This is a genomic window from Proteus sp. fly-1067, from assembly GCF_040139345.1.
Lineage (GTDB): Bacteria > Pseudomonadota > Gammaproteobacteria > Enterobacterales > Enterobacteriaceae > Proteus > Proteus vulgaris_B.
Genome location: NZ_JBEEUL010000003.1, coordinates 183982 through 201096 on the forward strand (window position 1 = coordinate 183982; position 17115 = coordinate 201096).

General features: G+C 37.4%; 11 protein-coding genes. 6 read left to right on the forward strand and 5 right to left on the reverse strand.

The annotated features are described in order from the left end of the window. Positions 1-19 precede the first annotated feature (19 nt). The gene (gene speA / locus ABN217_RS07070) at positions 20-1927 is read right to left on the reverse strand and encodes a biosynthetic arginine decarboxylase (protein WP_340893525.1); all 1908 of its coding nucleotides are present in this window, start codon (positions 1925-1927) and stop codon (positions 20-22) included. A gap of 690 nt (positions 1928-2617) precedes the next feature. On the opposite strand from speA, the gene metK reads away from it, so the two are divergent. Beyond that, a complete protein-coding gene (gene metK / locus ABN217_RS07075; RefSeq protein ID WP_072069285.1) occupies positions 2618-3772 on the forward strand; it encodes a methionine adenosyltransferase in 1155 nt (384 codons plus the stop codon). A 175-nt stretch (positions 3773-3947) separates the two neighbouring features. On the opposite strand, the gene bcsG is transcribed toward metK, so the two are convergent. Further along, complete coding sequence (bcsG, locus tag ABN217_RS07080; protein WP_196553991.1) at positions 3948-5702, reverse strand: cellulose biosynthesis protein BcsG; 1755 nt, start codon at positions 5700-5702, stop codon at positions 3948-3950. A gap of 855 nt (positions 5703-6557) precedes the next feature. On the opposite strand from bcsG, the gene bcsR reads away from it, so the two are divergent. Genes bcsR through bcsC form a run of 5 tightly spaced genes read left to right on the forward strand, consistent with a single transcriptional unit; the run spans position 6558 to position 15775 of the window. After that, on the forward strand, positions 6558-6749 hold the full coding sequence (gene bcsR, locus ABN217_RS07085) for a cellulose biosynthesis protein BcsR (protein WP_196553990.1): 192 nt from the start codon (positions 6558-6560) through the stop codon (positions 6747-6749). 8 nt (positions 6750-6757) lie between these two features. Then, positions 6758-7495 (forward strand): cellulose synthase operon protein YhjQ/BcsQ, encoded by a 738-nt coding sequence (locus ABN217_RS07090; protein WP_115350682.1) that lies wholly within the window; start codon positions 6758-6760, stop codon positions 7493-7495. Further along, positions 7495-10080: a UDP-forming cellulose synthase catalytic subunit gene (bcsA, locus tag ABN217_RS07095; protein WP_349459252.1), complete on the forward strand. Its 2586-nt coding sequence runs from the start codon at positions 7495-7497 to the stop codon at positions 10078-10080. The genes ABN217_RS07090 and bcsA overlap by 1 nt, the downstream gene beginning before the upstream one ends. A gap of 60 nt (positions 10081-10140) precedes the next feature. After that, on the forward strand, positions 10141-12462 hold the full coding sequence (bcsB, locus tag ABN217_RS07100) for a cellulose biosynthesis cyclic di-GMP-binding regulatory protein BcsB (RefSeq protein WP_349459253.1): 2322 nt from the start codon (positions 10141-10143) through the stop codon (positions 12460-12462). A 4-nt stretch (positions 12463-12466) separates the two neighbouring features. Next, positions 12467-15775 (forward strand): cellulose synthase complex outer membrane protein BcsC, encoded by a 3309-nt coding sequence (gene bcsC / locus ABN217_RS07105; protein WP_349459254.1) that lies wholly within the window; start codon positions 12467-12469, stop codon positions 15773-15775. An 81-nt stretch (positions 15776-15856) separates the two neighbouring features. Here the strand turns inward: bcsC and ABN217_RS07110 are convergent, their stop codons facing one another. Genes ABN217_RS07110 through ABN217_RS07120 form a run of 3 tightly spaced genes read right to left on the reverse strand, consistent with a single transcriptional unit; the run spans position 15857 to position 17036 of the window. Beyond that, positions 15857-16270 carry a DUF6691 family protein gene (locus ABN217_RS07110; RefSeq protein WP_072069291.1) on the reverse strand — a complete coding sequence of 138 codons (414 nt, stop codon included), beginning with the start codon at positions 16268-16270 and terminating at the stop codon, positions 15857-15859. A 4-nt stretch (positions 16271-16274) separates the two neighbouring features. Next, positions 16275-16709, reverse strand: a complete 435-nt coding sequence (locus tag ABN217_RS07115) for a YeeE/YedE family protein (RefSeq protein WP_072069292.1) — start codon at positions 16707-16709, stop codon at positions 16275-16277. Positions 16710-16712: 3 nt separating this feature from the next. Further along, complete coding sequence (locus tag ABN217_RS07120) at positions 16713-17036, reverse strand: ArsR/SmtB family transcription factor (RefSeq protein ID WP_072069293.1); 324 nt, start codon at positions 17034-17036, stop codon at positions 16713-16715. Between the last annotated feature and the right edge of the window lie 79 nt (positions 17037-17115).

The following is a 17115-nucleotide window of genomic DNA, read 5'->3' on the forward strand; positions in this document are numbered from 1 at the left end:
TGCATTGGAAAGTTAAGAATTACTCTTCTTCTTCCAGATACGTATAACCGTATAAACCACTTTCAAATTCAGTCAGGAATTGTTCTTGCAACGCTTCATCTAACTGTGCATTTTTTACTTGAGTACGGAAACGATCTAACAACACCGTTGGATTTAACTTAACGTACTGAAGCATATCGGCAACGGTATCGCCCTCTTCGCTTTGGACGTAAGTAAGATCCCCTTTGTCATCAAGATAAACGTCAACAGCAGCAGTATCACCAAATAAATTATGCATGTTGCCTAAAATTTCCTGATAAGCCCCAACCATAAAGAAGCCAATCATAGGTGGGTATTCAGGATCATAAGCTGGCATAGGCATCGTTGTTTCAACACCATCACCATCAACATAATGGTCAATAATACCATCTGAGTCACACGTAATATCGAGTAGTACCGCACGACGATCTAGTGGTTTATCTAATCCTTCAATCGGTAATACAGGAAATAATTGATCAATACCCCATGCATCCGGCAAAGATTGAAATAATGAGAAATTAACATAGAACTTATCTGACATACGTTCTTGTAACTCATCGATAATTGGGCGATGAGCACGATTACTTGGATCTAAATCGTATTGGATACGACGACAGATATTTAAATATAACTCTTCTGCCCATGCACGCTCTGTCAGGCTTAACATGCCATGAACATATTGAGTATGCACATCATGCAAGTCTAATTGGCTATCATGCAACCATTCACGTAATGAACGACTATGCCCTTTGGTTTGCATCTCTTCCCATGTTTCCCAAAGGCTAGCGATTGGTCTTGCTGCATCTTCCTCAGGTGGCGTAATCGCGGTAAATTCATTACGCTCAACACCAATGACATTAGAAATCAATACAGTATGATGTGCAGTTAACGCACGACCTGATTCGGTGATCACAGTTGGATGCGGTAAATCATTTTCATCACACGCATCGCCAATTGCCCAAATAACATTATTTGCATATTCATTAAGGCCATAGTTAACCGAGCAATCAGATTGTGAACGAGTACCTTCATAGTCCACACCTAAACCGCCACCAACATCAAAATATTGAATATTGACGCCTAATTTGTGCAACTCAACATAGAAACGCGCTGACTCACGAACACCGGTTGCGATATCACGGATATTCGCCATCTGTGAACCTAAATGGAAATGCAGTAATTGCAGACTCTCTAAGCGATCAGCTTGGCGTAACATATCAATTAATTGCAGAACTTGCGTCGCAGCTAAACCAAATTTTGATTTTTCACCACCACTTGCCTGCCATTTACCCGATCCTTGAGAAGCAAGACGAGCGCGAACGCCTAAACGTGGAATAACTTCTAAACGTTCAGCTTCTTCGAGTACCATTTTTATCTCAGACATTTTCTCAATCACTAAGAAAACTTTATGCCCAAGCTTTTCGCCTGTAAGTGCTAAGCGAATATACTCACGATCTTTATAACCATTACACACAATCACAGAGCTTGTCATATTGGCATGAGCAAGCACGGCCATTAATTCAGCTTTAGAACCTGCTTCTAAACCTAAAGGCTCTCCTGCATTAACTAATGACTCAATAACACGACGTTGTTGGTTTACTTTGATTGGGTAAACTAAAAAATAGTCACCTTTATAACCATAAGATTCACGCGCACGATGAAACGCCGCATTAATCGAACGTAAACGATGCTGTAATATTTGAGGAAAGCAAAAAAGCGCGGGTAAGCGCAAGTGCTCTTGCTCTTCTTGAACACGTTTAACCAACTCGGTTAAATCAAAAGTGGCATCAGGAACATCAGGATTAGGGCAAACACTAATATTTCCCCGATTGTTCGCTAAATAGTAACCGCCCCCCCAATATGCAATGTTATAGGTCTGCTGCATCTTACGAGCGATGTTATCATTCATGACATTCTCCTTAGGGAGTATGAGTTTATACCTTGCCTGTCACTATAGTAGTCAATTATCTGACAAAAATCTGAAACGACTGATAAATAACAGTTGGAAGTAATGACTCTATATATATTTTTATATGATTATCCAGCTATTCGCAGGACATAATAGTAGAAAGTTCTTGAGTTAACCTTTAATCAGTTAACACAATCACCTATTGGCAAGTAACAGACAACTTCGCTCTAAAGAGAAAGAGCTCAGAGAGGAAATCACTCTAGATATACTACGAGTATAGTATTGGCGAGTGCTGTTTTGGTTTTTGAAAAGACTAACCTGTAGACAATGGATCATTACCCATTCACTCCACACATGGCTTAAACCTATAAGCCATTTCCCTAACAGAGAAACAGAATTAGAAATTCTGCGGTTTACACTGTGTTCAGATTTCACAGTAACCGCGAGTTTATACCTGTAGTTAACATAAAATGCAAAAGCAAAATGCACAAAAACCTTTTTTTTCTTATTTTCGATCTTTTATCATCAGTAAATAGCACGCAATAAAAAATAAGATTAACTGTTTGATTCTATTTTATCCCTATATTTGATTAAAAAAAGCTGGAATTAAAGAGAGAAGAGTCATAAAATAGACGTCTAGATGTTAAAACATCCATCCTTAAACCGTTTGTATTAAGGTAACGAGATATAATGACTACACACCTATTTACTTCTGAATCAGTCTCAGAAGGTCATCCAGATAAAATTGCAGATCAGATTTCTGATGCTGTTCTGGATGCAATTTTAGAACAAGATCCAAAAGCGCGCGTTGCCTGCGAAACTTACGTTAAGACAGGCATGGTTATGGTAGGCGGAGAAATTACCACCAAAGCTTGGGTCGATATCGAAGAAATTACACGTAATACCGTTCGTGAAATCGGTTATACCAGTTCCGATATGGGCTTTGATGCTAATTCCTGCGCAGTTATCAGTGCGATTGGTAAACAATCACCAGATATCAACCAAGGTGTTGACCGAGCAGATCCTTTAGAACAAGGTGCCGGTGACCAAGGTTTAATGTTTGGTTATGCGACTAACGAAACTGACGTATTAATGCCTGCACCCATTACTTATGCTCACCGCTTAGTTCAGCGTCAAGCACAAGTACGTAAAAGTGGCACTTTACCTTGGTTACGTCCTGATGCGAAAAGCCAAGTTACCTTCCAATATGACAACAATAAAGTTGTTGGTATTGATGCGGTTGTATTATCAACTCAGCATTCTGAAGATATTTCACAAAAAGACCTGCATGAAGCGGTGATGGAAGAGATCATCAAACCTGTTCTGCCAGCAGAATGGTTAAATGAGCAAACTAAATATTTCATCAACCCTACGGGTCGTTTTGTTATCGGTGGCCCAATGGGTGACTGTGGTTTAACGGGTCGTAAAATCATTGTCGATACTTACGGCGGTATGGCGCGTCACGGTGGCGGTGCTTTCTCTGGTAAAGATCCATCTAAAGTAGACCGCTCAGCAGCTTATGCTGCACGTTACGTTGCTAAAAATATCGTTGCTGCTGGTTTAGCAGATCGTTGTGAAATTCAAGTTTCTTACGCAATCGGTGTGGCAGAGCCAACATCAATTATGGTAGAAACATTTGGTACTGAAAAAGTCCCAACAACACAACTTATTCTGTTAGTGCGTGAATTCTTTGACTTACGTCCTTACGGATTAATTCAAATGCTAGATTTACTGCACCCAATCTACCAAAAAACTGCGGCTTATGGCCATTTTGGTCGCCCTGAATTCCCGTGGGAAGCAACAGATAAAGCAGAAATCTTACGTGAAGCCGCAGGTTTAAAATAATCCTCTGCCAATAACATCACGCTATTAACTGCTTGATAAAACCACATCTTTGAGATGTGGTTTTTTATTACTCTTTATTTCTAAATCCATAAAAAAAACCCCGCAATCAACACGGGGATCTCAAAAGGAGAAAACGAGAACATAGACTTATAATGAAATGATTTTCTATAACAAGCTAGTTAGGGTAATTAATCCACTCACCTCCATTTAACTTGATATAAGACTGACCTTGATAATCAACCACAATGGTAGCTTGGTTTTCTGCAACATTGGCTGTTTGAGGTAATTCACTGGCTAATGCATTCCAATCAATAGAAGATTGATTAAAAACATCACCATTAACATTACGAGAGATAAATTCAGACAAGGCCAAATAGCTACTTGGCTCTTCAACAATTACAGGTGGATAAAATTGTGCTCTATCTTTGATCCCTGTAAAACGAATACCGACAGGTACTGTAGTAATACTTTGGCTAGGAATGTCTCTTAAACCTGACATCTGTGTTTTATCACCTTGTAAAGCGGCACCATGTTCCGGCACAATGACTACCATCACTTTTCTTCCTTTTTTATCTAACTCATTCATAAAGTTATCTAAACTGTCTAATAAAGTGCTGGCTCGCTTACCATAATCAGCGGTGTTATTTTCCCCTACAAAACGATTACCATCATGTAATGACACTAAATTCACAAATGTCACACTACGACTCTCATTTGATTGTTCACGCCCTTGCAACCAACGCATCAACGTCTCTTTATCATTATAAATTTTAGTGCCGTCAAAGGCTGTTATTTGATGAGAAAGATTTTTTTGATCTTGCAAAGCGACATTAAGATTACCAAGCTGCTGAATTTCTTGAAGATAATGACCAAACTTCCCGTTATGATCGAGTACTAATTTCTTTGCAAATCCTAACGAAGATAAATTGTCCATTAACAAGCATTGTGTATCGGTCGGATCATATAAATCGGAATGGTGAGTCTGACCACAACTAGCTCGTAATAATCTTAATGATGCAGGGCCACTATAAGAAGAGACGGTATTAAAGTGACTAAATAGCACATCAAAATTTCCCCAAATAGGATGCTCTTGTAGGCCTACAGCAGCGGCATCCGCTGTTGAAAGTGAACAAATATTAATAATTAAGATATCAAAAGGTTGAGCATCTGCAGACAACTGCACTGGGAATGGTGTTATGCGTTTTTTCTCATAGCTATAAAATTGAGTTAACCAATCATTTAATACTTTATTATTAAACTGATGTTTTTGGGGAGGATAAAGCGTTCCCATTGCTGTTTTTTCTACCTGTTTCGTAATAACTTCAGGCGCCACAGGCGTGGAAATTGGAGATCCAACGGTTGCGGGTAACACTTCAATTTCGCTGGCCTGTTCACTACTTATCTCATTATTGACACTATTTTCTTGGGTAAAACTATTTGCTGAAACAGCAGGCACCATACCTTGTGAAAAATGAGTGAATCCCCCAATATTTAACCAAAGCACCCCCGCAATGATAAAAACAGAAACCCTTACCCACTGCTCAATAAACAGGTAAGCCACCAGTAAAATAAAGGCAACACCTATCATTTTAATGTTGATAAAATTAACGGATAATTCGACAAGATAATCAAACGAAAACTGCTTAAGTTGACCACCTTGCGCCAATACTGTTGAAAAACTGGGCAACCATGTATCATGATAAAATAAAATGACTCCGATAGGGATAGCAATCCAATTACGCATTTTATGCCAAATGTTTTTAGGTAATGGAAACAATAAAAATGCGAGGAAAATTAGATTACTAAAAGCATCAAAATTTAAATAACCATACCAAAGTAAAACAAACTTTAGTAAAAAATAGAAATTCCATGCTCCCAACCCATGCCAGTAATGTAAAAAATCGAATTGGGTTGAATTAGATTTGTTCATTTTGATTTCCTACTTATTAGTATAAATAAATCCAACTCGACAGTTATATGATGATTCATATCTGTCTTTTTATTACTTCTGATATTAAATTAACTACTAAATAATGTTATAAGAGAATATTTATTTAACCACTTAGTAAAAACCCCTAAATAAAAAAGAAAAAATAAATTAACCAGACAAATGCTGGTCTCTTATATAAAAGAAATATAATAATAAAAACCAACTTATTTAGGTCGGAATTTAAAAGAAAACACTCAAGCTTCTATTTATATAATAGTCACTATTTTTAAAAATGATGCATTATTTTCATTGATTAATAAAAGACAGAGTTATCTTATTTTTATATTTCGAAATAAAAACAAAACAAACAACATATAAACAACAATTAATAACAATTTAAAAACAACCGCTACAACAAAGAAATAAACTCTTTAATATAAAAACAAAAACAATCAAAAAATGATTATTATACAAAGGTTTTGTGGTTAAAAATGATTAAGATCAATATACAATAATGATCGTCATAATTAAATAATTTAATGTGTTGTTATAATCAACTAATTTACAATTCTTTTTATTTACCTTATTTTGCAGTTAAACTCATTTTATCATTATTTGAAAAATTAATTATTCAAAAAAATACGAATTAAAAAGAAAAACCAATAACCGCTATTACAAAAAAAGATAATAGATATCTATTTTATGTATTTTTACGTAATTGAAATAATTACTTTTAAAGCATATTCTAAAATGGAAACTTTAAATAATTAGCAAGAAATATTAATTAAACATTCTTTTTTCCGGGAATTTAACCCTGGAAAGAATTTATTTTGTTTTTATTTGGAGGTTATTAAAATGAAAAATGAAACTTTTATTAACTTAAATATAAAAATAGAAAAAAATAATCTAAATACTGACATCGATAAATTAAAAAATTTATTTTCATTAAATAACTATCACTATCAGGATATTAATAAAGAAGAAGAAAATAGTGTGCTTATTTATCGATGGCCATTACTCAATGCATTTCATTACATGACTAAATGAGGCTAACTATGCCACTTATTGTATTAAAAGGGATACGAGGCGGAGTGGGTACAACATCCACTGCAATTGCTCTTGCTCGGCAATTTAATCAACAAAATAAAAAAGTGCTTATTATTGATAATTGCACTGAAAGTATTTTGTCTTTTTATTTCCCTGCACAGCAAAAAATGACTACATTAAGTCAGGCATTATTGGCACAAACCCCCATAGAGGAGTGTATTTTTAACTATCGGCCACACTATCAAGTTTTACCTTTTGGTTTGGTTAACACGAAGGATAATTTACTCTTACAGTTATCATTTTCAGCAAAACAGCATTTCAATCACTTTTTATCATCCTTTATTCAACTGCATCCAGACGCCATTATTTTAATGGACTTGCAACATACACAAGATACGTTATTTACCCCTTGGATAGAAAAAGCGGCTATTTTTTTCACTGTTGCAATGGCTGAAAGCAACTGCCATATCCGCCTAAATCAACATGAATTTGGTAAAAATGAGTACATACTCATTAATCAATTTCGAGCAACTAGCCAAGTTCACCAAGATTTTTATCAATTTTGGCAAACTACTTCTTTTCCCTTATGCCCTGCGGTTCTTCATCGAGATGAAGCGTCATTAGAAGCGTGTGCCTCACGTTTACCTTTATATGATTATCGAGCCAATTGCATGTTAGTTGAAGAAATCACACAACTAACCCAATGGTGTATTCCGTTATTAGCGAGGAAAGAAGGACAGCCATAATGCCATCATCTTTCGATGCCAAGAAAAAAACAGAAAATAATGTGCCACGACACATTCTTATTCGTTATTACAAGTTCTATCGCCATAACGGAGCCTCTCGTAGCGCAGCCATTGTTAATGAGCTATTTATCGGCATTATGTGGATTTTTTTACGAATGGAATCATCTTTTTGGCGAAAAATAGCCAAAAAACAGCGTGAGTTATTTCCTCATATTAATCCTCGTTGCCCTAAAATTTTCGATCCTTTGCGCTATTTATTACAAAGCATTTGGTTAACATGTCATTACATTGGGTATTTATTGGTGAAAAAACCAACCCAATTTATTTCCCATATCCGAAATCTGTACAAAAATTTCTTTGTTCAGGTTTCACCTATTGCAATTGAAATCATTCAACACAAGAAAAAGAACACCTCCATTTGGCAATATCTGCTTTACTCTGCCATTGCTGTTTTAGCTATTTTCTTTATTTTACTAAGCATTACTCAACCATTTGATCTCACTTTCCAATTTGTTTTTGTAGTTGTTCTTTGGTTAGTAGCTTTAGCGATCCGTGAGATCCCTGGCCGTTTTGCCTCCATTGCCATGATTATGTTGGCACTTACCATTGCATGTCGATATATCTGGTGGCGTTATCAATCTACGCTGTATTGGGTTGATAATTTTAGTCTTTTTTGCGGTTTACTGCTGTTACTTGCTGAAACTTACGCATGGTGTGTGCTATTTCTCAGCTTTATGCAATGTATTTGGCCACTGCATAGAAACCCCGTTTCCATGCCTGAAGATATTACAAAATGGCAAAGTGTCGATATTTTTATCCCCACTTATAACGAAGATCTGCAAGTAGTTAAACCCACTATTTATGCCAGCTTAAATTTAGATTGGCCTAAAGATAAACTCTCTATTTATCTACTTGATGATGGTAATCGTCCCGAATTTAAAGCATTTGCACAAGAAGTAGGTATTCGTTATATCGCGCGTGAAAAACATGACTTTGCCAAAGCCGGTAATATCAATCATGCATTAACACAAGCAACGGGTGAGTTTGTCGCTATCTTTGACTGTGACCATGTTCCAACACGTTCATTTTTACAATTTACGATGGGTTGGTTTTTAAAAGACGAAAAAATGGCGTTAGTACAAACACCTCACCATTTTTTCTCGCCTGACCCATTTGAACGTAACTTAGGGAATTTCCGTGAAACACCAAATGAAGGCACACTATTTTATGGGTTAGTTCAAGATGGAAATGATACTTGGAATGCTACGTTTTTCTGTGGTTCTTGTGCAGTTATACGCCGCACAGCACTAGATGAAATTGGCGGTATTGCCGTTGAAACTGTCACCGAAGATGCACATACCTCATTACGTTTACATCGCCATGGTTGGCGATCTGCCTATATCCGTATACCACAAGCTGCTGGGCTAGCAACTGAATCATTATCGGCACATATCGGACAACGTATTCGGTGGGCAAAAGGCATGGTACAAATATTCCGCCTTGATAATCCTCTATTTGGTAAAGGACTAAGCATTCCACAGCGCCTCTGTTATTTAAATGCCATGTTGCATTTTTTCTCAGGCATTCCTCGTATGATTTTCTTACTAGCCCCCCTGACATTTCTTATTTTTCACGCCTACATCATTTATGCACCCGCCATCGCTATCGCCTTGTATGTTGTGCCGTATTTGATCCACATATCTCTGGCAAGTGCGAAATTACAAGGTGCTTACCGCCATTCATTTTGGGGTGAAGTCTATGAAACGATTTTAGCGTGGTACACCACTCGACCTGTATTAAGCACCCTCTTTTCCCCATATAAAGGCAAATTTAACGTTACTGAAAAAGGCGGAGTGATGGAAGAAGGGTTTGTTGATTGGAATATTAACCGCCCTTACTTAATCTTTTTCAATCTGAATTTATTAGGTATTTTGTTTGCTTTTTGGCGTATAGCAACTGGCGACCCTGACGAAGTTTGGGCGACTGTTATGTGTCTAATATGGGTTTGCTATAACCTTGTCTTACTGGGTGTTGCAATTGCAGTTTCTGTTGAAACTAAACAACAACGTCGTTTTCCTCGCGTTAGAGTCAAAGTTCCGGCTATGTTGTTGTTAAACAACGGTGCTCTCTATAGATGCTATCTTTATGATTTCTCTGATAATAGCTGCGCAATTTTATTGCCTAATAATGTCACTCTCTCTTTACCTCAAAATGAAAATATCACCCTACTCTTGAGCCAAAATCAGCGAGAGCATGCTTTTAAAGCCAGTATTTCACGTATTGATGGACAAATTATTGGGTTGCAACTACTTGAAATGACTACGCAAAAAGCCATTGATTTTACAGCTTGTACCTTTGATAGAGCTGATATCTGGGCTGATTGGCAACACGATCTTCCTATAGATAAACCTTTAAATAGTCTCAAAAATATTATTTTCATCAGTATGCAAGGCTATAACACCTTGTTAAAACGGGCACCTTACTTTATTTATGCCACTTTCCGCCTACTCGGCCTCTTTTTGCTGTGGCTTTCATCTTTACTCCCTCAACACGTTAATGTTTCAAAAATATTTCATCAGTCTTAAAGGAAAAACTCCGTTTTTTGGGAATTTATTAATAAACAATAAGATCATTGGGTAACAATAATGAAAAAACGTTTTCTCATACTTGCCTTATTTATGCTGACTTCTTCAGTCCATGGAGATGAAACGCAAGAAGTGCAAACGAATACTTCAGTGCCACCGGTCACAATAACTGGAGCAGCATCTGAAGTTATTTCTCAAGCAGAGCCAACAAATACACCCTTGTCATCTGGTGATATAGCGCCTTCTGTGCGTCAAAAAACACTGAAATTTGCAAATACAGCCCCTAGCTATGGCGCTATTCATTTAACTGGGGTCAGCCCAGATGGCTATTTAGAATTTGGTGTACGGAGTGATGAATATGTTTCAAAAGCAACCCTAGATTTAGAATTTACGCCTTCACCATCGTTGCTTCCTGTCGAATCTCATCTTAATGTCTATTTAAACGATGAAATGATGGGTGTTATTACTCTAAAACCAGAAGATTTAGGTAAGAAAAATCAAACCACCCTACCGATTGATCCGCTTTTCATTCAAGATTTTAACCATATAAAACTCTCTTTTATTGGTCACTATCGTGAGATTTGTGAAAATCAAGCTAATACCACGCTTTGGCTTGACGTCAGTAAAAGTAGCCAATTAAATCTGACCTTCCAGTCGCTCCGTTTAAGTAATGAATTAGCTCATTTTCCTGAGCCATTCTTTGATAGCCGTGATTTCGGTTCAATAACTCTGCCGATGGTTTTCAGCCAATCACCTAACCTCACTCAACAAAAAGCGGCTGCAATACTCACCTCTTGGTTTGGTACTCAAGTCGATTGGCGTCAGCAAAATTATCCTGTGTTTTATGATGCATTACCAAATCAACACAGTATTGTTTTTGCGACCAATAAACAAAAACCTGAATTTTTAAAACAGCATGCTGATGTTAATGCTCCCACTATCGAAATGCTGACTCATCCAACAAATCCTTATATCAAATTACTTCTGATTATGGGACGTGATGATAATGATTTGATCACTGCAGTAAATGGTATTGCTCGTGGGCAAGTTATTTTCAGAGGAAATGTTGTCACTATCAATGAAGTAGAAAAGCTTATTCCTCGCGAACCTTACGATGCACCAAAATGGGTTCAATTAAATAAACCTATTTATTTTAATACGTTACAAGATTATGAAGGTCAATTGCAATCACGAGGATTAAAACCTAATCCTATTACGTTAAATATGACCTTACCTCCTGATCTCTTTATGTTTAATAATACGGGATTACAAATGCAATTGCGTTATCGCTATACCACGCCTGCATTTCAAGATAATTCACGTATGTCTATTTCAGTAAATGACCATTTCATTAAGTCCTATCCTCTCGAAAAAGATAAAAAAGACAATCTTGTTATTGCTTACTTACCACTTATTCAAGGCTGGATTGAGCATAAAAATTTATTAAATATCCCTGCAGTAAAATTAGGTGAACGTAACCAAATTACATTTGCATTTGATTACACTAATCCAATACCGGGAGGTTCAACTGAGCAATGTATTACTTATCAACCTGTTCCAAACGCTGTTGCTATTGATGATTTATCCAGTTTCAATTTTACAGGTGATTATCGACATTATATCGCTTTACCTGATTTACGTGTTTACAGCCATGCAGGTTTTCCATTTAGCCGTTATGCCGACCTTTCTGAAACACTCATTTTTGTCAATCAGCAACCGTCTCCGACTCAGTTATCAACTCTTTTGATCTCTACAGGGAATATTGGTGCTCAAACAGGCTACCCAGCGCTTAATGTTTCACTAACTGATTCATTAGAAGAGCTACAAAAAAAAGATGCGGACCTACTTCTCATAGGGACTATTCCACCCGCATTAAATAATGACAAACAGATGAATGTATTGATTGATAAGGCACGTAGTGAAATTACATTGCCTTCTCGTGAAATCAGCATATTTAGCCATACTAGCTATCAACCTACAGATAAACGTCCAGATAGTCGGATCTCCTTAACTTCTAAGGGCTCAATGGGAGCCATTATCGGATTCCAATCACCATTCTTTTCACAACGTAGCGTAGTCGCTCTATTAGCTGATAGTACACAAGGTTACAAGCTATTAAATGAAGCTATCAGCGATAGTGGTAAACGTGATGCAATGCATGGCTCCGTGGTATTAGTCAGAGAATCTGGTGTTAATAGCTTACGTGTTGGTGATACTTATTATGTAGGTTACTTACCTTGGTGGGAGGAAGTTTGGTATGTCTTTGCTTCTCATCCAGTCTGGCTTGGTTTAGCAGCAATCATTGGTATTATTCTTGTCTCTCTTCTTATTTGGCGAGCAATGAAAATAAGAAGCCAACGTCGTTTAGTGGCTAAGGACTAAGGCTATGTGGCATTTTGGTCACTCGCATCGACGATCTATTATTGCTCTTTTTGTGCTGACAGGCTTCTTGCCTGTCACACAAGCCAGTGAAGAAACAACTGAAGCCTTTTTGCAAGAGCAAGTGAGATTAGGGACATCTACAGGAAATAAAGCTTTAGTGGCTCAATCGCTACATCGTTTATCTTTAATAAAACCCAATGATCCTAATATCTTATTAATGCAAATTCAGTTTGCTGTAAAACAGAAAGATAGTGCAAAAGCACAACTGTTATTTACTCAATTAGGCACTCAATTTCCACAATCAGAGCAATATCAGCGTGCAATAAAAACGTTATCATTAACAACAGATGAAAATCGGCAAAAACTACAAAGAGCTCAGCTTTATCGCACCGCTGGACGTTATGATGATGCCTTAACTTTATACGATGAAATCTATCGGGGAATGCCACCTGATGAAACCTTAGCGCTAGAGTATATCCAAGTGCTAATGCAATCCTCACACGAGGATAAAATAGACCGACTTAATCATGTTTATCGTCAATACTCTCAAAATGAAAAAATAGCGAGTATTTATCAGCAACAAACAATAATGGCAACAACAAGTAGTATGGCAAGCATAAAGCCTAAATCTGATGTTTCGTCATTGCCTCTTGTTACATTGAAGCAAAAAGTACGCCAACAGCCTGATAATGCTGATATTGTAGGTGCCTTAGGTATCCGCTATTCTCGTGCTAATCAACGTGGTGCCGCAATTTATTATCTTTCTCAGGCGTTAAAATTAGCACCAAATCATGATAATAGTGGTCAATGGCAAACAATGTTGCAATCTAATCAATATTGGTATTTGGTTTCCAAAGCTGATGATGCCCTATTAATACAAGATTATGAAACAGCGGAGCGCTATTTCAATCAACTTAATAAATTAAGCCCTTATAAAAGTGAACCTTATCTTGGCTTAGGTGATATCGCTATTGCGCAACACCAATTAGAGGTAGCGGAAAAACATTATTTACAGGCATTAAAATATCAACCCAATCATCCCGCCACTTTACATAGTTTAGCGAAACTTTATCGCCAACAGTCTCATGAAAAGGCACAACAATTTATTTCCCAGTTAACGCCAAGACAATATAAAAATTTGGCAGAAGATTATAGCTATATCATTTCAGGTATCAGACAAGATTTAGCTGCTGACGATGAGCATAAAGAGCAATATCTAAGTGCCATTGAAAAACGTAAAGCAATAGCTAAAGATTATCCTAGTGATGTTTGGAATATTTATCGTCTTGCTGATGATTTATTAATGACACAGCAAGCCACTGTAGCTGAAGAATATTTTAATCAATTAAATCGTCGTCTCCCTAATGATGCATCTCGCCTTTATGCTTATGCGCTATACCTGAACAAAACAGGCCGAGAAACACAGGCTCTTGATACGCTAAAAACAATCCCTTTATCTCAACGTAGTGAAAGTATGAAAGCGTTAGATAGCCGATTACGTTCTGGTGAAATATTTGCACATGCTGAATCTTTACGAGCAAAAGGACAAGAACAACAAGCCGTTGATTATCTTTTTGCTCATATTCCACCAGAGCAAAAAATTCAAACTTATTTACTATTAGCAAATTGGGCTGAAGAACGAAATAACCTTGAACAAGCCTTAAGTTATTATCATACCGCACTCAATTTAGAGCCCAACAATGAAATTGCATTGTTGGGCGCAACAGATATTGCCTTAGAGCAAGGAAAGAAAGCACAGGCAAAATATTATCTTGCTAAAATTGAAACCCTTTCACCCAACCAATTTAATAGTAATTCTCTTAGACGTGTTGCTAATGCAGAAAAAGAGGTGGGTAATACAGAAAAAGCACAACATTACTTTGCGTATTTAACTCAACAAATTGAGAAAGAGCCGGAGAGTGCTGACGCTTTAGTGTTACGCGATATTGCACGTTTTCAGCGTGATGGACAACACCGTCAGCAAGCCCACTATTATTATCAACAAGCCATGATCAAAGACGGAATAACAGATAGATTGCCCAACGATAATAGTGAATACACCACATTAATGCGTAATGACGAAAAAGATAATTGGTTATCTCGAAGCTTACGTGCCGATGCTGAATCACTCTATCGTCAGCAAGAATGGCGTTTTACACTAGAACATGATTATTGGGGCTCTAGTGGAAGTGAAGGTTATTCAAAATTACGTGCTCACACTACGATGTTACAACTTGATCATCCTGTTTATGATGGCCGTTTTTTTTGGCGGGCAGATTTAGTCAATCTCAATAGTGGTAAACTTGGTACATCACCTTATGACTCTAAATTTGGAACTTGTTACCGTACAGGCTGTTCTCCTCTGGAACAAAAAGCCTTTGGTGTTAGCCCTGCAATTGGTTGGGAAAATGGACAATGGCAGTGGGATCTGGGTACAACACCATTAGGTTTTGAAGTGACAGACTGGGTTGGTAAAATTGCCTATAGTCATGATCTTTTTAATGTGGGTTGGACACTTGATATTCATCGTCGCCCGGTTAATAGCTCTTTACTTGCTTTTGGTGGACAACGAGATATTTGGACAAACCAAACGTGGGGAGGTGTAAGGAGAACAGGTATCCGTTTGAGTGGAAGTTATGATCTTGGCGGAAAAGACGGTTACTGGGGGGAAGTTTCTATTGATAAACTCACGGGTAAAAACGTTGAAGATAATAGTAGTATCCGAGGAATGGGCGGCTACTATTATAAAATTATCAATGAAAATAATCGTCGGGTTTCCGTAGGATTAAGTTCGATGCTTTGGCATTACGATAAAGATTTAAGTGGTTATACCTTAGGTCAAGGTGGTTATTATAGTCCTCAAAAATATGTTTCTTTAGGAATACCGATTAATTATCGTGAACGCACTGAAAACTGGTCTTGGGAATTATCAGGCTCAGTTTCTTGGTCTTACTCCCAAACTGATGACAGAAAACGCTACCCCTTACAAAATCTCGTCTCCGTCGATAAGTTTAATCGCTATATGAATGAACTTAGTCCTGAAGATCGAGAAGAAATGATGAAACTTTATTATCAAGAGCGTAATGCGGTTGATGAAGGTGACTCGGGTACTGGCATTGGCTATACCGCAAGAGCATTAGTTGAACATCGCATTACACCGCATTGGTTTATTGGCGCAGCTATCGATATTCAACAAGCTAAAAACTATACCCCTAGCCATGCATTAATGTATTTACGTTATTCATTTGATGGCTGGAACGGAGATTTAGATTTACCGCCAAATCCTCTGATCCCTTACGCTGACTTTAAATAATGTTCAACTCGTCAGACACAAACGGGAAGCCTAGAGCTTCCCGTTTAATATTTCTACAAATATAAGCAGATTACATTGCCATTACGGTGCTTTACGCAAAAAGCCGACTAATAACCAACCTGTAATCATGGCAAGAACAAATAAAATACCTTGATAAAATCCCGCCCCTGCTAATACCAAACCTGGGCCCGGGCAAATCCCAGCTAATCCCCAGCCAATACCAAATAACACACTCCCCAACACGAGAGGTTTATCAATAATCTTATTGGTTGGAATATTTAAAGGGCACGCTAATATACTTTGTTGTCTACGGCGTGTTAATTGGTAGCCAATAATGCTGACAACAAGACCTGCCCCCATGATTACCAATAAAGAAGGATCCCAGTTTCCTGTAATATCCAAAAACCCTAAGATTTTTTGTGGGTTACTCATTCCACCCACGATCAACCCTGCACTAAATAGAAGGCCACAAAGAAAAGCAACAAACTTTGTCATTTTATTATCCTCCCATTACATGCCGTTGAATATAAACAGTGATAAAAGCGGTCACCATAAACACTATCACAGCAACGATAGAACGACGCGATAATCGAGCTAATCCACAAATACCATGACCGCTAGTACAACCATTACCTAAACGTGTACCTGCTCCCACCAGCACACCTGCTATGATCAACATCCAAGGTGATGTTTCAATCACTGGCGCTAAAGGTTTATCAAAAAAATAAAACAGTGTAGGTGCTATTAACATGCCAATTAAGAATGCCCAACGCCAGCCATTCCCTTGCTGTTTTATTGATAAAATACCACCTAAAATTCCACTTATTCCTGCGATGCGGCCATTAAATAACAATAAAATAGCGGCAGCCGCACCTATCATTAGTCCACCTATTGCTGCACTTAAAGGCGTAAAGTGAACCCAATCTATATTCATAACTTAACCTGCTATAGGGCAATAAAGCTGATAAAGCGTATTAAGAAGCACTAATACTTTTTCATCAGCAATAGAATAAAAGATACGTTTCCCATCACGACGAGTATTCACTAATCCTTCATTGCGTAAAACAGTCAGTTGTTGAGAAAGTGTAGGTTGACGTATACCTAAACTTTCTTCTAATTCACTCACACTTTTTTCACCCTGACTTAATTGGCACAATAATAAAAGGCGATCGCCATTTCCTAGCGTCTTAAGCATGCTAGACGCTTCATTAGCCGCCGATTTCATTGCATCTAATAAATCAGGTTGAACTCGTTGTGTCATGGTAAACTCCATAATCAATATACTTTTTAATAATATGTTAATTTATATATTGTGCAAGTTTTCTTTTTATTGCGTGTTT